Origin of the sequence: Streptomyces sp. NBC_01635, from assembly GCF_045209715.1 — a bacterium.
Taxonomy (GTDB): Bacteria; Actinomycetota; Actinomycetes; order Streptomycetales; family Streptomycetaceae; genus Streptomyces; species Streptomyces hirsutus.
The window spans coordinates 4,050,561-4,068,489 of sequence record NZ_CP109277.1; the positions used below are offsets into that span (position 1 = coordinate 4,050,561).

16 protein-coding genes are annotated in these 17,929 nt (G+C 73.3%); 4 read left to right on the forward strand and 12 right to left on the reverse strand.

The window, feature by feature from the left end; genetic code table 11:
* Nucleotides 1–271 precede the first annotated feature (271 nt).
* From OHB56_RS18755 to OHB56_RS18765, 3 genes are all read left to right on the forward strand, one after another.
* Entirely contained in the window at nt 272–970 is a 699-nt protein-coding gene (locus OHB56_RS18755; protein WP_326757044.1) for a bifunctional DNA primase/polymerase, read from the forward strand.
* Nucleotides 971–1,042: 72 nt separating this feature from the next.
* Nucleotides 1,043–1,843, forward strand: a complete 801-nt coding sequence (locus tag OHB56_RS18760) for an ABC transporter ATP-binding protein (protein ID WP_326753315.1) — start codon at nt 1,043–1,045, stop codon at nt 1,841–1,843.
* Nucleotides 1,844–1,896: 53 nt separating this feature from the next.
* Complete coding sequence (locus tag OHB56_RS18765; RefSeq protein WP_406354562.1) at nt 1,897–3,474, forward strand: transporter; 1,578 nt, start codon at nt 1,897–1,899, stop codon at nt 3,472–3,474.
* Nucleotides 3,475–3,588: 114 nt separating this feature from the next.
* Here the strand turns inward: OHB56_RS18765 and OHB56_RS18770 are convergent, their stop codons facing one another.
* Together OHB56_RS18770 and OHB56_RS18775 are read right to left on the reverse strand one after the other, a co-directional pair.
* A complete protein-coding gene (locus OHB56_RS18770; protein WP_406354564.1) occupies nt 3,589–4,470 on the reverse strand; it encodes an alpha/beta fold hydrolase in 882 nt (293 codons plus the stop codon).
* Nucleotides 4,471–5,056: 586 nt separating this feature from the next.
* On the reverse strand, nt 5,057–5,749 hold the full coding sequence (locus OHB56_RS18775) for a metal-dependent transcriptional regulator (protein ID WP_326753318.1): 693 nt from the start codon (nt 5,747–5,749) through the stop codon (nt 5,057–5,059).
* Between the two features lie 261 nt (nt 5,750–6,010).
* Between OHB56_RS18775 and OHB56_RS18780 the strand changes: the two genes are divergently transcribed.
* Nucleotides 6,011–6,766, forward strand: coding sequence for an SIS domain-containing protein (locus tag OHB56_RS18780; protein WP_406354566.1), 756 nt, complete (start codon nt 6,011–6,013; stop codon nt 6,764–6,766).
* Nucleotides 6,767–6,806: 40 nt separating this feature from the next.
* On the opposite strand, the gene OHB56_RS18785 is transcribed toward OHB56_RS18780, so the two are convergent.
* The 10 genes from OHB56_RS18785 to OHB56_RS18830 all read right to left on the reverse strand — a co-directional run bounded on the left by OHB56_RS18785 (nt 6,807) and on the right by OHB56_RS18830 (nt 17,894).
* Nucleotides 6,807–8,240 (reverse strand): PAS domain-containing protein, encoded by a 1,434-nt coding sequence (locus OHB56_RS18785; protein WP_406354568.1) that lies wholly within the window; start codon nt 8,238–8,240, stop codon nt 6,807–6,809.
* A gap of 199 nt (nt 8,241–8,439) precedes the next feature.
* On the reverse strand, nt 8,440–8,856 hold the full coding sequence (locus tag OHB56_RS18790) for a RidA family protein (protein ID WP_406354570.1): 417 nt from the start codon (nt 8,854–8,856) through the stop codon (nt 8,440–8,442).
* A gap of 365 nt (nt 8,857–9,221) precedes the next feature.
* Nucleotides 9,222–10,328: a citrate synthase 2 gene (locus OHB56_RS18795; RefSeq protein ID WP_055595168.1), complete on the reverse strand. Its 1,107-nt coding sequence runs from the start codon at nt 10,326–10,328 to the stop codon at nt 9,222–9,224.
* Nucleotides 10,329–10,738: 410 nt separating this feature from the next.
* The gene (locus OHB56_RS18800; protein WP_406354572.1) at nt 10,739–11,611 is read right to left on the reverse strand and encodes a carbon-nitrogen hydrolase family protein; all 873 of its coding nucleotides are present in this window, start codon (nt 11,609–11,611) and stop codon (nt 10,739–10,741) included.
* Complete coding sequence (locus OHB56_RS18805) at nt 11,608–12,390, reverse strand: flavin reductase family protein (RefSeq protein WP_406354573.1); 783 nt, start codon at nt 12,388–12,390, stop codon at nt 11,608–11,610. The genes OHB56_RS18800 and OHB56_RS18805 overlap by 4 nt, the downstream gene beginning before the upstream one ends.
* Nucleotides 12,387–13,385, reverse strand: a complete 999-nt coding sequence (locus OHB56_RS18810; protein ID WP_406354575.1) for a formylglycine-generating enzyme family protein — start codon at nt 13,383–13,385, stop codon at nt 12,387–12,389. The genes OHB56_RS18805 and OHB56_RS18810 overlap by 4 nt, the downstream gene beginning before the upstream one ends.
* On the reverse strand, nt 13,382–13,852 hold the full coding sequence (ribA, locus tag OHB56_RS18815; protein WP_406354577.1) for a GTP cyclohydrolase II RibA: 471 nt from the start codon (nt 13,850–13,852) through the stop codon (nt 13,382–13,384). The genes OHB56_RS18810 and ribA overlap by 4 nt, the downstream gene beginning before the upstream one ends.
* Nucleotides 13,828–14,019, reverse strand: coding sequence for a hypothetical protein (locus OHB56_RS18820; RefSeq protein ID WP_406354578.1), 192 nt, complete (start codon nt 14,017–14,019; stop codon nt 13,828–13,830). Before OHB56_RS18820 ends, ribA begins: the two co-directional genes overlap by 25 nt.
* Nucleotides 14,016–15,896, reverse strand: a complete 1,881-nt coding sequence (locus OHB56_RS18825) for a WD40 repeat domain-containing protein (RefSeq protein WP_406354580.1) — start codon at nt 15,894–15,896, stop codon at nt 14,016–14,018. Before OHB56_RS18825 ends, OHB56_RS18820 begins: the two co-directional genes overlap by 4 nt.
* A gap of 75 nt (nt 15,897–15,971) precedes the next feature.
* The gene (locus OHB56_RS18830) at nt 15,972–17,894 is read right to left on the reverse strand and encodes a WD40 repeat domain-containing protein (RefSeq protein WP_406354581.1); all 1,923 of its coding nucleotides are present in this window, start codon (nt 17,892–17,894) and stop codon (nt 15,972–15,974) included.
* Nucleotides 17,895–17,929: the final 35 nt, after the last annotated feature.

The following is a 17,929-nucleotide window of genomic DNA, read 5'->3' on the forward strand; positions in this document are numbered from 1 at the left end:
TCCCATCCCCTGACAACTCCCCTCGTGAAGGGACGAAAGTTCCGGCCGTGAAGATCAATGCCCCGCCGAGGTGCCGAAGATGCGAGGCATGTACGAATTGCCGAGGTAACGGCGGATGCCGGCCCCCTCCTGGCTACCCACCCTTGGCTACCCGCCCGCGGACACCGATCCTCCCGCGCGCCCCCGCACATGCCCCCATGCGCCCCGGCCGGGGAGCGAGTGCCCCGCCCGCGCCGGGGTGCGGGCGTAACCCCTGGTGACGGACGTAGTTGTGTTCATCGTGGAAGAGACGATCCCGGGCACCGATGCCGGACAGATTCCGAAGCAGCGCGGGGAAACCCTGCTGGACACCGCGGTTCGCTACACCGAGGAGCGCCACTGGGACGTGTTCCCGGGCACCTGGCTGGAGGCCGTCGACGGGGTGCACCGCTGCTCGTGCGGTGTCGTCGAGTGCCCGGCGCCCGGCGCACACCCGGCGCGCTCCGACTGGGCGTGCCAGGCGACCGGCAGCGCGACGGCCGTCCGCCGCATGTGGCAGATGTGGCCGACGGCCTCGATCCTGCTGCCCACCGGCCACGCCTTCGACACGATCTCCGTCCCCGAGACGGCCGGGTTCCTGGCGCTGGCCCGGATGGAGCGGATGGAACTGGCGCTCGGTCCGGTGACCCTGGCGCCCTCCCGGCGCATGGAGTTCTTCGTGCTCCCCGGCGCCGCGGCGAAGGCGCCGGGCCTGATCCGTTCCCTGGGCTGGTCGCTGTCCCCGCTCGATCTGTCCGTGCGGGGCGAGGGCGCGTATGTGGCGGCGCCGCCCACGCGGTTCGGGTCCAGGGGGGCCGTGCAGTGGGCCAGCGGGCCGACACCGGCGAACCGGTGGCTGCCGGACGCCGCGGAGCTGATCCCGGCGCTGGCGTACGCGTGCGGCCGGGACCGGCAGGACCGCCGGGAACGCCGTGAACGGCGGGAGCAGTAGGGCGCTTCGGGAGAGGATCCCGGCGCGCGCGACCCGCCCCGCCGTCGGATCGGCCCCCGTAGGGTGCTCCGCATGACGGAGGGAACAGAGCGGACAGGGGTGGGCTCGGCCGCCGTACGGGTGCGAGGGCTCTGGAAACGGTTCGGTCAGCAGGTCGCGGTGGCCGGGGTCGATCTGGAGCTGCCCGCGGGCCGGTTCATCGGGCTCGTCGGGCCGAACGGGGCCGGCAAGACCACCACGCTGTCGATGGTGACCGGGCTGCTGCGGCCCGACCAGGGCACCGTCGAGGTCGTGGGACACGACGTGTGGCGCGACCCGGTCGAGGTCAAGGCGCGGATCGGGGTGCTGCCGGAAGGCCTGCGGCTGTTCGAGCGGCTGTCGGGGCGCGAACTGCTCGCCTACACCGGCCGACTGCGCGGCCTGCCCGGCGCCGAGGTCGACGAACGGGCCGCCCAGCTCCTCGACGTCCTCGACCTGGCCGGGGCCCGGCACAAGCTCGTCGTCGACTACTCGACCGGCATGCGCAAGAAGATCGGCCTCGCCGCCGCGCTCCTGCACAACCCCGAAGTGCTCTTCCTGGACGAGCCGTTCGAAGGCGTCGACCCGGTCTCCGCGCAGATCATCCGGGGCGTCCTGGAGCGGTACACCGCCTCCGGGGCCACGGTCGTGTTCTCCTCCCACGTCATGGAGCTCGTCGAGTCGCTCTGCGACTGGGTCGCGGTGATGGCCGCGGGCCGGATCCGCGCCCACGGGCCGCTCGCCGAGGTGCGCGGCGACGCGCCTTCGCTGCAGACCGCGTTCCTGGAACTCGTCGGCGCGCACGGCCGCGACACCGCCTCCGACCTCGACTGGCTGGGCGGCGGGTCCCGGTGACCGCTCCCGGCACCGCTCCCCCTCCCGGTGCTCCCGGTGCTCCCGCCCCTTCGGTGACGCCGGTCCTCGTCCGGCTGAAGCTGTCCCTGCTGCGCAACGGACTGCGGCAGTCCGGTGGCCGCAGGGCCGCCTACATCGCCTCGGCCGTCCTCGCCCTGCTGTTCGCCGCGCTCCAGCTCATCGGCCTGATCGCACTGCGCCGCGTCGACCACGCCGAGTCGCTGGTCGTGCTCCTCGTGGCGGTGCTGGCACTGGGCTGGGCGGTCATGCCGCTGTTCTTCCCCAGCGGCGACGAGACCCTCGACCCGTCCCGGCTGGTGATGCTGCCGCTGCGTCCCCGCCCGCTGGTGCGGGCCCTGCTCGTCGCCTCGCTGGTCGGCATCGGACCGCTGTTCACGCTGTGCGTGCTGGCCGGTTCGGCGGTCGCCGTCGCGTACGGCGGGGCGGCGACCGCCGCCGGTGTCCTCGCCGTCCCGCTCGCGCTGCTGGTGTGCGTGGCGCTGGCCCGGGCGGTCGCCACCGCCAACGTGCGGCTGCTGACCAGTCGCAGGGGGCGCGACCTCGCGGTGCTCAGCGGACTCGTGATCGCGGTCGGCGCGCAGTTCGTCAACTTCGCCGTGCAGCGGCTGGGTTCCGCCGGGCTGGACCAGCTCGACCCGGCGGCGGACGTGGTCCGGTGGATTCCGCCGGCGTCCGCGATCGGGGCGGTGCACTCGGCGGGCGAGGGCGCGTACGGGGCCGCCGCCGTCCAGCTCGCCCTGACCGCCGGGGCGCTGGCGGTGCTGCTGGCGCTCTGGTCGCGGTCGCTGTCCCGGCTGATGACCTCGCCCGACGGGTCCACCCTGCGGAGCGGGGAGGCGGCCGTGCGCGACCGTTCCCCGGCCGGGCTCGCCCGGCTGCTGCCCGCGGGACGCACCGGCACGGCCGTGGAACGCAGCCTCCGCTACATCTGGCGCGACCCCAAGACCAAGGCGGCGTGGGTGACCTCGCTGGCCATCGGGCTGATCGTGCCGGTGTTCAACGCCTGGCAGGGCACCGGCTCGGTCTACTTCGCCTGCTTCGCCGCCGGGATGCTCGGCATCATGATGTACAACCAGTTCGGGCAGGACACCTCCGCGTTCTGGATGGTCGCGATGACGATCTCCGGCACCCGGGACGCCTACGTCGAGCTCCGTGCCCGCGCTCTGGCCCTGCTGCTGGTCACCCTGCCCTACTCGACGCTCGTGACCGTCGTGACCACCGCGATGCTCGGCGACTGGCCGCGGCTGCCGGAGGCCCTGGGGCTGTCCTTCGCCCTGCTGGGCGCGATGCTCGCGACCGGTGCGTGGACGTCGGCGCGCTTCCCGTACTCGATCCCGCAGGAGGGCCACAAGAACGTCGCCCCCGGACAGGTCGGACTCGCCTGGATCTCGATCTTCGGCGGCATGGTGGCGGCGGCCGTGCTCTGCGCGCCGGTCATCGCCCTCACGATCTGGCTGAACGTGAGCGAGGGCGGCGAGGACCGGACGTGGCTGCTGCTCCCGGCAGGTACGGCGTACGGCGCCGTCCTCACCCTCGTCGGCCTCCGCCTCGCGGCTCCGAGCACGGCCCGCCGCCTGCCGGAGATCCTCACGGCGGTCAGCAAGGGCTGAAGGACGCGGCAGGGGTACGGGGCGAGGGGAGGCGCGGGCAGCGGTACGAGGCAGCGGGGCGGGGTCCTGGGCTCGAGGCCCTGAACCCGGGGCTCGGGGCTCAGGGCTCGAAGCTCAGGCGTCCTGGAGGGTTTCCAGGAACGGTTCGATGGCCGTGCGCCAGGCGTCGGGCTGGTCGTAGTGGACGAGGTGGCCGGCGTCGGCCACCTCCGCGTACCGGCCGCGGGGCAGGACCCGGACCATCTCCTGGGCCTCCGCGCGGCCCAGTGCGCCGTCGAGGCCGCGGACCACCAGGGTCGGGCACCGCACCTGGGCCAGCTCCTCCCAGTGCGCGTCGTACACCCAGGTCTCGCGGGAGCGGAGCATCTGGCCCAGGTCGAAGACCGGACGCCATCCGTCCGGGGACTCGGCCATCACCTCGGCGTAGAACTCGCCGCGGGCCGGGTTCGGCCGCTCCACCCAGGGGTCGTCCTCGCCGAACCACTTGCGGACGTCGGCGAGGGTGGCGAACGGAACGGGCCAGGCCTTGAACCACTGGTCCCACTCGCGCTGCGAGGCGGCCCCGAGCGCGGAGGCCCGCATGTCGCAGATGATCAGCCCGCGCACCAGGTCGGGGCGTTGGGCGGCCAGCTGCCAGGCGGTCAGGGCGCCCATGGCGTGGCCGATGAGGACGGCCGGGCCGAGGCCCAGCTGCTCGAGGGCGGCCTCGGTGTCGTCGACGTAGGCGTCACGGGTGAACGAGGCTTGCGAGGGCTTGTCGCTGCGGCCGTGGCCGCGCTGGTCCAGGGCGACCGCCCGGTACCGCCCGGAGAGCCAGCGGGCGGTGGACGCCCAGTGCGAGGCACGGCCCATGAGCCCGTGGAGCAGCAGCACGCTCGGGGCGCCGCTCCCGGTGGGGTGCTCCGTCGGGTCGCTGCCGGTCTTGGGCGGATCGCCGAACTCCCAGGCGGCGAGACGTACGCCGCCCGCCCCCGTCACGTCGATGCGTCGCGCCATTGTCTTGGCACCCCCAGCTCGCTGCTTGCCGTGCTGCTTGCCCTGCCTGCTGTTGTCGCCCCACAGGTTATCGAATGCGCTTTCGAAAACAGGGTTTCAGCCGTCAACACCCCTCGTACGAGTGACCCCGCTCGGGGATTGATCGCCGCGGCCGGGGGGAGATTTCCCACGGGAGGCGGACCTCTCGGGGAAATTGGTCCGCAGGGAATGACCCTGGGAGCTCGGGGCTCCGGGTCAGCACAGGGGAGGACAGGCCCCGGCGCCGCACGGCGCCGGGGCTCCTCACGTGGTCACGGCACATCCTCGCGCCCCTCCCCGGCCGGACGACAGCGCGGTCGGCCCGGCCAAGAGCCCCTCAGGTCATATGCCTCACGCGACAGCCTCGCACGCGAACCGGGTGAGCGCTGCGCTTCGGCACACTCGGCCCGGATTCGGCGCGATCGCACCGGCGCCGCGAGACCTCCGGAGCAACTTCCTTTCACAGCAGTCGAGTTGACCAGACATGAACACGCGCCCACCGCCCCGGGACCGGCACCGCGCTCACCCCTGCCCCTGCCCGGCCGATGCCCACCGGCCGGGCCCGGGACTACGGCTTGGCGACGAACACGTGGGAGGCGACGTCCGTCGCCAGCTCGGCCGCCTCACCGCTGCTGCCCACCAGCACACCGCCCGCCGACTCCGTCACGCTGACCACCGAACCGGGCTGGACGCCCGCCCGGCGCAGCGTGTACATCAGCTGCGCGTCCGTCTGGATCGGCTCGCCGATACGGCGCACCACGACCGTCTTGCCCTCGGGGCCCGGGTCGAGATCGGCCAGGGACACCATGCCCTCGTCCAGGAACGGGTCGGCGCCGTCCTTCTCGCCCAGCTCCTCCAGGCCCGGGATCGGGTTGCCGTAGGGCGACTCGGTGGGGTGCCGCAGCAGCTCCAGCACGCGGCGCTCGACGGCCTCGCTCATCACGTGCTCCCAGCGGCAGGCCTCGGCGTGCACCTGCTCCCACTCCAGGCCGATCACGTCGACGAGCAGACACTCGGCGAGACGGTGCTTGCGCATCACGCGGGTGGCGAGGCGGCGGCCCTCGTCGGTGAACTCCAGATGCCGGTCGGGGGCGACGGACACGAGGCCGTCGCGCTCCATGCGGGCCACCGTCTGGCTGACCGTCGGACCGCTCTGGTCGAGCCGCTCCGCGATCCTGGCGCGCATGGGGACCACGCCTTCCTCCTCCAGCTCGAGGATGGTGCGGAGATACATCTCCGTGGTGTCGATCAGTCCGGACATACGTGCCCCTCGATGAGATCTGCGATTGGCTCTGCCGGAGGCTGGACGGCTCACCGGCGCATGCGCTGGCCCTGAACTCAATTCTGACGCATGGCACCGACAACCGAGCCGCGCCGTGGAAGGAAAGGTACGCACGGGGTGGTACACGGTGGTACGGGGCCGCCGCGGGGGGCTTCCGGGCCCCCTCGGGCCGCCATGTTGACAGGTTACTGGTCCGGACCGCACGGTGATCGGCAGCAGTCCACCCCGAAGGGATGCCGCATGAGCGACCGTACGCCGGCCGGCCGGTTCCTCGACGCTGCGATCGGCCTGCTGCACCGGGTCCGCGACGAGGAGGCCGACTCCGTCGCCGCCGCGGGCACCCTGCTCGCCGACACGGTCGCGGACGGCGGACGCCTCTTCGCCTTCGGCGCCGGCCACTCCTCGCTCGCCGCGCAGGACATCGTCTACCGCGCGGGCGGACTCGCCCTGATGAACCTGCTCGCCGTCCCGGGCGTCGTCGGCGTCGACGTGATGCCGGCCACCCTCGGCTCGGCCCTCGAACGCGTCGACGGGCTCGCGAGCGCCGTGCTCGACTCGTCCCCGGCCCGCGCGGGCGACGCGCTGGTGATCGTCTCCCTGTCCGGGCGCAACGCGCTCCCCGTGGAGATGGCCGTGAACGCCCGCGCCCTGGGCCTGAAGGTCATCGGCGTGACCTCGGTGGCGTACGCGACGGAGACGACGTCCCGGCACGTGTCGGGGACGTACCTCAAGGACCACTGCGATCTCGTCCTGGACTCCAAGATCGCGGTCGGCGACGCGGAGCTGACCCTGGACAACGTCCCCGCCCCCTTCGCCCCCGCCTCCACCGTCGTCACCACGGCTCTCCTCCAGGCGGTCATGGCCACCGCGGCCGCCACCCTGGCCGACCGCGGCATCGAGCCGCCCCTCCTGCGCTCCGGCAACGTCGACGGCGGCCACGACTGGAACGGCCGCGTCCTGGAGCAGTACGGCGACCGGATCTTCTACCGGCACTGACCCCCGCCGCCGCGCTCCCGCGCCGGCCGCCGGGCCGGGGTCACTCCTGCCGCCCGGCCGCTCCCATCAGGTCCAGGGCCGTGGCGATGCGGTGGGCCACCTCCTCCGCGTACATCGCGTCGGGGCGTTCGAAGGCGTTGCGTCCCGCGCCCCGCAGAAACGTCACGGCACCAAGCGTCCGGCCCCGGCTGCGCAGTACCGTGCACAGGGCGTGCGCCGCGTCCGCCGGCCACTGCCGGGACACCGCCCACGCGCGTGCCTCCTCCGCCGGCACCGCCCCCGCGTCGGCCCGTACGGAACCGGCCCGCTCGACGCACCGCAGGGCGGGATGCCCCTGGTCGTACCGCACCGGCAGGCCCGCCTGCCCGGCGAGCCGGCTCGGCCCCGGCACCCCGGACGGAGTGGCCGCGATCCGCACCAGGTGGGCCCGGCCCACGCTCTCCGCGTCACCCACGTCACCCGAGCCCCCGTCGGCCGCCCGGTCCGCCACGCGGTCCGCCACGCGGTCGATCAGCGCGTGGTCGGCGAACCCGGCGAGCGCGAAGTCCAGATGGACGGTGACGGCCTCCGCCGGGTCCTCGCACTCGGCCGCCGCCCGCGCCGCCCGGTGCAGCTGCTGCGCCCGGAACCGCACCAGTGAGGCCTCCTGTTCGCTCTGCCGGACCTCGGTCACGTCCTGGAACATCCAGCCCACGCCGAGCGGCACCGGCTCCTCCGCCAGCGGCGACGCCAGCCGCACGAAGCCGCACCGCCAGCACCGTCGCCGATCGCCCTCCGGCTCCCGCACACTCACCCAGATCTCGGCGGGCGCGGGCGGAGCGCCCTGGGCCAGCACATGGGTGAGCGCGCTCTCCAGCTCCTCCACTCCCTGCGACAGCAGCTCCCCGAGCGGCCGCCCCAGTACGGAGGTGCGCCCGGTGCCGAACGCCTTCGCCGCGTGCGCGTTCACCACGGCGGGCCGCAGATCGGCGTCGACGAGGACGACGCCCCAGCTCGCGTCCTCCAGCAGCGCCTCGCTCAGCGCGATCGACCGCTCCAGGTCGATCTGCGTGTGCACCTCGCTGAACGCGCAGTACACGCCGGCCGGCTTCCCGTCGGGCCCGCGGACGGCCGCGGACTGCGTGCGCACCAGCACCCGGCCGCCGTTCTTGGTCAGCAGCGCGAACTCGTTCACCTGCCGGCCCGAGGCGTCCATGGCCGACATCAGCCGCCCCTCGACCTCCGCGGCGTCCGCACCGCGCACCGCCCATCCGGCGAAGCCCTGCCGGCCCACGGCCTCGGCCGCGGTCCATCCGAGGATGCGTTCCGCCTCGCGGTTCCAGTGCGTCACCACCGCGTCCGCGTCGAAGGCGCACAGGGCGGCGTCCATGCCGTCCAGCAACGCGGCCAGCAGATCGGAACCGTCCGAACTCTCCCGCTCGGGCTCGTCGGGCCCCAGTTCGTCGGTGGTCCCACTACGCCGGGAAGCACTCACCTGGACCCCCTGCAGCTGCGTCCTACGTACGGCACATCGGTCCGCCCACTTGCCATCATTCAACTTGAACGTGACTCAGCGCACATCGGGTTCCCACAACATGGAGAAAATCGTTGTACGCCACCGGCATTCCCCGCCCGGTCCCGCCCGGTCCCGCCCGGTCCCGGACGCCGCCCCGGCCAGCGTCCCCGCCCTCCGCTCAGCCGCCGCCCCGCGGCTTCCCGCCGCTCCCCCGCCGGGCGTCCACCTCGATCTCGATCCTCATCCGCGGATCGGCGAGCCCGCACACCTGCATGGTGGCCGCGGGCCGGACCTCGCCGAAGCAGCGCCTCAGCACGGGCCAGCACGGCTCGAAGTCCTCCCGCGCGGACAGCAGGTAACGCACCCGCACGACGTCCGCGAGGGTGCACCCCGCCTCGTCCAGGGCCGCTTCGATGTTCCGCAGGCACTGCTCGGCCTGCTCGACCACGTCGTCGGAGATCGTCATGGCCGCGTAGTCGAACCCGGTGGTCCCGGAGACGTACACCCGGTCCCCGTCCACCACGGCCCGCGCGTAACCGATCCGCTCCTCGAACACCGACCCGCCCGCGATCGCCCACCGTCCCGTGTCCTCCATGCGCCGCACGGTAGGTGACCGGCGGCGACAGGTCCAACGGTCAATATCTCGAAAAACCGGTTGATCGGACGGCGGGACGGTTCTTAGGGTGGGGGGTATTCCGGAAAGGAGGTGGTTCGGCAGATGTATTCATACCGGACGGAAGAGGTGGCTGCGGGCCAGTAGCCCGTCGCCGTACTCGGTTCGGCGCCGGACCAGCGTGTGCCTGACGCACGTGACCGGCCCAATCCCACGCAGTCGCCCGACCCGCGAGTCGCCGGTACGTCCGGCCGGCCCCTCCTTGGGAGGACCAGGCTCGCGGGTCGTCTGCGTTTCCGGGAGCGCCGGAACCCCTCGGGCCCCGGGCTCCCGTCGCGCCGCGGGTGTCAGGCCCGGTCGGCGATGTCCGCGTAGCCCTCGATCTCCTTCGGGTCGCGGCTGCCGGGTCCCATGTAGCGGGCGGAGGGGCGGACCAGGCGGCCGGTGCGCTTCTGCTCGAGGATGTGGGCCGACCAGCCCGCGGTACGGGCACAGGTGAACATCGAGGTGAACATGTGGGCCGGCACCTCGGCGAAGTCCAGGACGATGGCGGCCCAGAACTCGACGTTGGTGGCCAGGACGCGGTCGGGACGGCGGGCGTGGAGTTCGGCCAGGGCGGCCTTCTCCAGTGCTTCGGCGACCTCGAAGCGCGGGGCACCGAGATCGCGCGCGGTGCGGCGCAGCACGCGGGCGCGGGGGTCCTCGGCGCGGTAGACGCGGTGGCCGAAGCCCATGAGGCGTTCGCCCTGGTCGAGCACCCGCTTCACGTACGCCTCGGCGTCCCCGGTGCGTTCGATCTCCTCGATCATGCCGAGGACGCGCGAGGGCGCGCCGCCGTGCAGCGGCCCCGACATGGCGCCGACGGCGCCCGAGAGGGCCGCGGCCACGTCCGCGCCGGTGGAGGCGATGACGCGGGCCGTGAAGGTGGAGGCGTTCATGCCGTGCTCGGCGGCGGAGGTCCAGTACGCGTCGACGGCGGCGACGTGCTTGGGGTCGGGTTCGCCGCGCCAGCGGATCATGAAGCGTTCGACGACGGAGCGCGCCTTGTCGATCTCGCTCTGCGGGACCATGGGCCGGCCCTGGCCGCGCGCGGACTGGGCGACGTAGGAGAGGGCCATGACGGCGGCGCGCGCGAGGTCGTCGCGGGCCTGTTCGGCATCGATGTCGAGGAGCGGTTTCAGGCCCCAGACGGGCGCCAGCATGGCGAGCGCGGACTGGACGTCGACGCGGACGTCACCGGAGTGGACGGGGATCGGGAAGGGCTCGGCGGGCGGCAGACCGGGGTTGAAGGCGCCGTCGACGAGAAGGCCCCAGACGTTCCCGAAGGAGACGTGCCCGACCAGGTTCTCGATGTCGACGCCCCGGTACCGGAGGGCGCCGCCCTCCTTGTCCGGTTCGGCGATCTCCGTCTCGAACGCGACGACTCCTTCGAGACCGGGTACGAAGTCGGACATCAGGCGGCTCCTCATGAGCTGGGCGACGGATGGCGGTACGGGTGGGACGACCATGCGCCGGCCGGTCGGTGGGTCGACCGGCCGGTAACCGGTCGATCTATCGGGGTGAGTGCGCGTCCGAAGGCTCCGCGGTCGCCATCGCGAGGACTCGCGGTCCGGGACGTCACCCCTGTGATGCCCGGCTGGCGGCTGCCCAACCGGCTCACTGCCCAGCACGATATCCCTGAGTGCCATTTTTGGGGAGGGTTAGCGGCACTCAGTGCCACACAACTCCGGAGGGGTCCTCCGACCGTGCCCCGCGCGGGACCGCCGCGCGGCCCCGGCCGGTGCCGACCGGCAGAGCGTTCCGGCGCCCCAGGAGGAAACGCCCTCGCGATCCGGGCGGTCCGCCCGTCGGTCCCGGGACCGGGTCAGGGACGCGTGGCTGGTGCGTCCGTCGCCGTGGACGCCCGGTGTTCCGCCAGCATGCGCAGGGAGCCGCGTACGTGTGCCACGGTCTTCGGCTCGAGGTCGGCGAGGAGCACGGTGTCCCGACCGGCCCCGGCGTGGGACACCGTGCCGCCGTCGGGGCCGTACACCGCGCTGGCGCCGTTGCAGGGGCGGTGCCCGGGGCCTTCGAGCGGGTTGACGAACACGGTGTAGACCGTGTTCTCCAGGGCGCGGGCCTTGAGGTAGACGGCGGCTCGGTGCTCGGTTCCGGAGGCGAAGGCGGCCGGGTACAGAAGGGCATGGGCACCCGCCAGGGCCGCGGCGCGGGCGTGTTCGGGGAAGGACATGTCGTAGCAGACCCCCAGTCCGATACGCCAGCCGTCGACGGTCAGGGCCGCTCCCCGGGTGCCGGGGGAGAACAGGGCCGCTTCCTCGTCGTGCCACAGGTGCTGCTTGTCGTAGGGGACGGTGATGGTGCCGCCGGGCTCCACCGCCAGGAGCGAGTTGGTGAGCCGGCCGTCGTGATGGCGTACGGCGGCGCCGATGACCACGGTGATCCGGTGGTGGACCGCGATGTGGGCGAGCGGCTCCAGGCGGCGGTCGGTGACGTGCCGGGAGCGGTCGGCGCGCACCGCCGCGTCGCCGGCGTCGTGGGCGAGCCGGGGCAGGTCGTAGGCGCACAGGTGGAGCTCGGGGAAGACGACGAGCCGGGCTCCCTCGCGTGCCGCCCGTGCGGCCCCGGCGGCCGCGGCGCGGGCGTTGTCGCCGACCCTGAGCGGCCGGGCCGCGTTCTGCACGCCCGCGATGCGCAGGGGGGTCCCGGGAAGGGCGCCGGTGGCGGGGGACGTGCTCATCGGCCGGTCCCGGAGATGCCCGTGAACCCGGGCTCGGCGCCCTCCCGTTCGACGACGACCCGGTGGTCGGACAGGCGGTGCGCCTCCAGGCCCGCCGGGAGGGGGATGTCCACCAGGAGGTCCCCGTACCGGGCCGAGGGGTGGGCACCGAGCGGGGTCGGGGTGCCGTCGGCGTCCAGCAGGCCCACCCGCCACTCCTGCGGGCCGTCGAGGGCCGGGCCGGTGGCCGCCACCCGCAGCATGCCGCCGTGCCGCAGTTCGGCGGCCGCGACGACGGCGGTACGCCGGGCGGGTTCGCCCAGGGTGTGCATGGCGCCGTGTTTGACCAGGGGCCGGGGCGGACGGTCCGGGACGTGCGCGGCGAGGACCTCACCGAGGTACATGGTGTGCACGGGGAGGGGGACGACCTGGCGCAGCCGGCACTCGACGGCCACGACGCCGCCGGTCACCCACGGTGTGGCGGTCGCCTCCGGCGCGCCGAGACGGATGAGTTCGCTGCTGGTCTTGTCGATGTCGGCGACGGAGAACCCGCCGGCGAAGTCGGCGAGTCCGGCCTGGTCCTCGGCGCACAGGGTCACCGAGAACTCGCCCGCGGCTTCGACGATCCGGCCGGTGGCGGCGCGCGGGCCGAGGACCACGGCCGCGTACAGGGGCTGCTTGTTGACGAAGTAGGACCACTCGGCCGACATCACGTTGGTGACGCCGTCGTGGTGGGCGCAGACCAGGCCCACGGTGCTGGTCAGCCTCTTCCACAGGTCGCCGGGTACCTCGCGGGTCATGCGTCTGCCTCCGTCGGTTCGTGCGGCTGCGGTGGGGTGCTCAGGGCGAGGCGGAACCCGACCGGGTACAGCGGGCCGGGGAAGGGGCCGTGACGGCGGCGGGTGCGGGTGAGGTCGCCGTAGCGGCAGAAGCTCCCGCCCCGCGCGATCCGGTACTCGCCCATGGTCTGGACGAGGTGGTCGGGGACGAACGGGCCGCCGGGGTAGGGCCGGTAGGAGTCGGCCACGTACTCCTCGACGTTGCCGCCCATGTCGAGGACGCCGAACGGGGAGCGGCCGGCGGGGAAGGCGCCCACCGGGGTGGTGGTGTGGATGCCGGTTTCGCGGGTGTTGGCGGCGTCCGGGTCGAAGGTGTCGCCCCAGGGGTGGGCGAGCCCGTCCGGGCCCTTGGCCGCGTATTCCCATTCGGCCTCGGTGGGCAGCCGCCAGGGCAGGCCGGTGCGCCTGCCCAGCCAGGCGGCGTAGGCCTCGGCGTCGGCGGGCCGGACGCCGGCGACGGGGTGATTGCCCCGCTCGTGGGGGTGGGCGCCCAGGTACCAGGTGGTGGGGCGGGCGGGGTGGCCGGTCTCACGGAGGAATGCCTGGTACTCGGCGTTGGTGACGGGGTAGGTGGCGATCCGGTAGTCGGCCAGGTCCACCCGGTGGGCGGGGGTCTCCTTCTCGATCCACTCGCGCTCCACGCCCATGTGCGTCCACCGGCCGACGACGTCGGCCACCTCCCGTTCGGGCAGGCCGATCTCGACGGTGCCGCCCGGTACGGCGCACACGGCGGGGACGGCGGTGAGGCGCGGATCCCCGAGCAGCGCGAGGATGCCGCCCGCCGCCAGCCGGTCGGGCAGGGGCGCCGAGCCGTCCTCGACCAGCGACGCCAGCTCCTTCGGGCCGGCCGCGGCGAGTCGGGCGGCGGCCGCGGCGGCGGGCCTGAGCCGTCGCGGGTCGGCCGGCTCCGCGTACTCCTGGAAGTGGGGGGAGGCGGCGACGTCCTCCAGCCTCATGCGCGCACCTCCGTTTCGGGGCCGCGGACCGGGAGGTGGTGGCCGCTGCGGGCCTTCGCCTCCAGGTAGGCGGCGTTCCCGGGCGTCAGGTGCACCCCGGTGGGCAGGGTTTCGGCGATGTCGATGCCGTGGCCGCGCAACTGCCTGACCTTGTCCGGGTTGTTGGTGAGCAGTCGGACGCGGTGCAGGCCGAGGGTGCGCAGCATGACGGCCGCGGCCAGGTAGTCGCGTTCGTCGGCGCCGCGGCCGATGAGCCGGTTGGCCTCGAAGGTGTCCGTGCCCCGGTCCTGCAGCAGGTAGGTGTCCAGCTTGTTGTACAGGCCGATGCCTCGGCCCTCCTGACGCAGGTAGAGCAGGACGCCGCCGTGCACGGCGAGCAGGTTCAGGGCCTCGTCGAGTTGCGGGCCGCAGTCGCAGCGGGTGGAGCCGAACACGTCGCCGGTCAGGCACTCGCTGTGCAGGCGCACCAGGGCGCCCTCGTGTCCCGCGGGGGCACCAGGCAGGCCAGGTGCTCGCCGTCGTCGGGCAGGCCGCGGAAGGTGACCAGCTCGGCCGTTCGCCCCGCCGCGCGGTGCAGGTCGACGGGTACGCGAGCCCTCACCGTCGCCGCGCCGACGGCCGCCCCCGCGGTCAACTCGCCACCGCCCAGAGGCTCTGCCGGGCCTGACGGGCGAGCGTGTCGAGGTCGAAGCGCCGCTGCACGTGCACCTCGCCGTCGGCGTCGAGGCCCACGATCAGGATCTGCCCGTCCCAGCCGGCGACCGCGACCCGTCGCTCGTCGAGGCGGTACATGCAGGACACCCCCTGCCGGAACTCGTCGACCAGACGCCCCGACCTCAGGCCGTTGTCGTCGTCCCAGTCGACCTTCCACCGGTGGAGCCCGAAGTCGTACGAGCCGGCGAGCACCACCGGGGAGTCGGGATCGCCCAGCAGGGCCACGCACTTGACCGACTCGTCCGGGCCCAGGAGTGTCCGCCGGCGGACCACCTCCCACGCCTCGCCCCCGGGGGAACGCTCCAGCAGCCCGACCTTGACCGTGTGGTCGCGGGAGGCACTCGCCACGACCCGCCCGCCCAGGGTGGCGACCGAGTTGACCAGGTTGCCGTGTTCCCACAGGGTGGCCCGCTCGTGCAGCCCTCCGACCGCCGTGGTGCGGTCGGTCGCCGCGGACGCGAAGCCGTCGCCGAACGGTACGAGCGACTTCACCGAGCCCTCATGGGGCTTGCCCCGGTCCGCTTCGGCCAGCGAACCCGGGTCCAGGCCGATCAGCGCGCCGTTGTAGGTGCCGGCGACCAGCAGGTCCGCGACGCGGCACAGGGAGGGCACGGGGGCGCCCAGCGGCTCGGTGACGGCGATCAGTTCACCGTCGGCGTTGCAACGGTGCACGTGCCCGGCGTAGGTCCCCGTGTAGAACGCCTCGCCGTCCGCGGCGAGCGACAGCACCGGGCTGTCGGAGACCGGCAGCAGCCGCACCGACGGCGCCGCGGCGTCCGCGTCCGGGTCGAAGGCGACGACCGTGCCCGAGTCGCAGCCCACGAGGAGTTCGCCGCCGAGTACGGCCATCGCGTTCGGGCCGTGGTTCGGCGCCGACGGCTCGGCCAGCGGCGTCGCCGTGGCGAGGTCCACGAGGTGCGGGCCGTTCCAGAAGCTGCCCACCGCCACCCGGCCCCGTGCGACGGCGACCGACCGCGGCCACATGCGCGCGTCGTGCACCCGGTGCAGCCGCCGTCCGTCGGCGTCGAACACGTGCAGACAGCCGTCGTAGGCGCCGACGGCGAACGAGGCGTCGTCCTCCGCCCAGGCCACCGCGCGTGCCGCGGTCTGCGCGACGGTCACCGTCCGGCGCAGCGCGAGGCGGGGGGTGAGCAGTTCGACCACACCGTCGTCGCGGGTGATCGCCAGCGTCGTACCGGAGTGCGACCAGGCGCAGCCCTCGACGGAGGCCGCGCAGTGGCGTTCGACAGTGCTGCCGGGGCGGTCGGGATCGCAGACGGCGACCATGCCGTCCTCGCCCACGGTGGCGACCAGGCCGTCGCGGCTGACCGACACCATCATGCAGTGCGCCGCGTGGGACCCCACCTCGCCGGCGAAGGCCCCGGTGCGGGTGTCCCACAGGGTGGCCCGGCCGTCCTCGGAGACGCAGATCAGGCGGTGGCCGTCGGGCATCCAGGCGACCGCGTTGATGTCGTCGGTGTGCCGGGCCAGGACCGTGAGCAGGGCGGGCCGCCGGATGCCCGGGTGCTCCGGTATCCGCCAGACGGCCACCGTCTTGTCCGCCGAGGCGGTGGCCAGCAGGTCCGTGCGGACGGGGTTCCACTGGACGGCGTTGACCAGACGGCGGTGGTGCAGCCGGGTCAGCGGCTTCGGCCGCGTCGGCCTGCTCACGTCCCACAGCAGCACGGTCCCGTCGTACGAACAGGTCGCCAGCTGCGAACCGTCCGGCCGGAAGGCCACGTCGGTGACGGGTGCGGCATGACCGGCCGGGCCGGGCCGCAGATCGATGGTGCGCAAGAGGTCCTCTCCCTTGGTTCGTCGTACGCGGCTGGTTCGTCGTACGCGGCTGGTTCGTCGTGCGCGGCGCGGGGCTCAGCCCGCGACTCCGGCCACGGCCGGCACGTTCCCGGCCGCGTCGTCGGCGGGGTGGTCGCGGTGGTGCAGGGTGTGGCGGACCGGCCGGCGGGGCAGCCAGTGGTCGCGCAGCTTGGTGAAGACCTGCCGTCCGCCGGGGTCCGCGTCCAGGCGGTAGAGGGACAGCAGGCCGGTACGGCAGCCCACCAGCAGGTGCGGGGAGCCGTCCGCGTCCCGGACCACGGCGAGTGCCTTGGGGTAGTCGGCCAGGTCCTCCAGCAGGCCGGCGAACTTCGCACTGCCGTGCTCGTAGGCGGCCAGCTGCATGCCGTACGAGGAGGCGCAGACCAGTCCGTCGGCGAGGACGGCGTTCTCGACCGTGTTCGACAGCAGCTTCGACCAGCGGGCCGCCACGCCCACGCCGATCTCGACCTCCTTCAGGCCGCCGTCCCCGACGATGTACAGCCGACCGTCCTGCGCCCAGGCGCGCTTGGGGTATTCGCCCTGGTCGAAACGCCAGCGGAGACTCCCGTCCGAGGCGTCCAGGACGGCGATGACGCCGTTCCTGGTGACCAGGACCCGGTCGCCGTCCGGCAGATACGCGGTCGCCCAGACGGGCAGGCCGTCCACGCCGAACCCGGCGAGCCGCCGGCCGTCGCCGGTGTCCAGTTCGACGGCGCCCCCGTTGGTCGCCACCAGGGCCCGGCCGCCGTCCGGGGAGACCGCGACGGTGTGCGGCAGATCCGGCAGCCGGACGTGCCATCGGACGGTCCCGTCGCGGTCCGCGCGAAAGACCGTCCGGTCGCGGGTGATGCCGACCCAGCCCGACGCGACCGGCGCCACCCGCCGGGTGAATCCCCACTCGGTCGTGTGCTCGGCCTCCACCCGCAGCATCGGGCCGGCGGCGGAGTCCTCCACGCGGGCGACGACGACCCCGGAATCGGTGGCGCAGTACAGCGTGCGCGCGTCCTCCCGCGACGGCTGGACGTCCCACACCGCCTGCCGCCGGTGGCCCGTGTCGCGTACGAACTCGCCCGCGGCGTCCAGTTCGATGATCGTGCCGTCCTGGCACAGGACGTACACCTGGCCCGCGGAGCCGACGGTCAGGTCGCTGAGCTGGTGCGGGAAGCCGGTCACGGTGCGTTCGACGCGCAGCTCCCGGCGGGTGTTGTCGAAGATGTGCAGTTCGCCGTCGAAACCGCCGGAGTAGGCGCGGGTGAAGTCGGGGGAGAAGGTCACGAACTCGACGTCGTCGCGGGCGAACAGCAGCTCACTCTCCTTCTCCCCCGAAGTGCTCACCACCACGACCCCGTTGGCGATGTCGGCGTTGTCGCCCTCGCCGAAGTCCTGGGTGGCCCAGAACCGGTCGTGCCGGGCGTCGTAGCGCACCCGGTGGATGTTGCCGTCGTCCAGCTTGACCAGGTCGGGGAAGACCCCGTCCTCGAACGAACCGAACCGCAGATGCCCGCGCTTGTCCGAGACGGCGTGCCGGGTGGGGTGCTCGGTGCACGCCCACTCCATGGGGCTCTCACCGCAGATGTTCGGCCGGATCTCCAGCACCTCGAACGTGTGCAGATCCAGCACCAGCATCTGCCGGTGGTAGCCGCTGGTGACGAAGACGCGGTCCTTCCAGATGCCGATACCGCGGGAACTGCACGGCGAGGGTTCCTCCCGCGGCAGCAGCAGGGACGGATCGCACACCGTCGCCGGATCCAGCCGGTCGACCAGGTCCAGTGTGTCCAGAGACCACCGGCACACCGCGCCCATACGGTCCTTGCCGATCACCCACCCGTCGGCGACGGCCAGCCCGTACAGCGGCCGGCCCTGTCGGACGAAAGGCGACGACGCCACGAGCCGCAGTTCGTCGTCGAGCAGGTGAATACGGCCGTACACGTCCGATGCGAGAAGTCCCGCGCCTTCCACGTACAGGATTCTGACCATGCGGTCCGTCGGGTTCACGATGCTTTTCCCGGCCT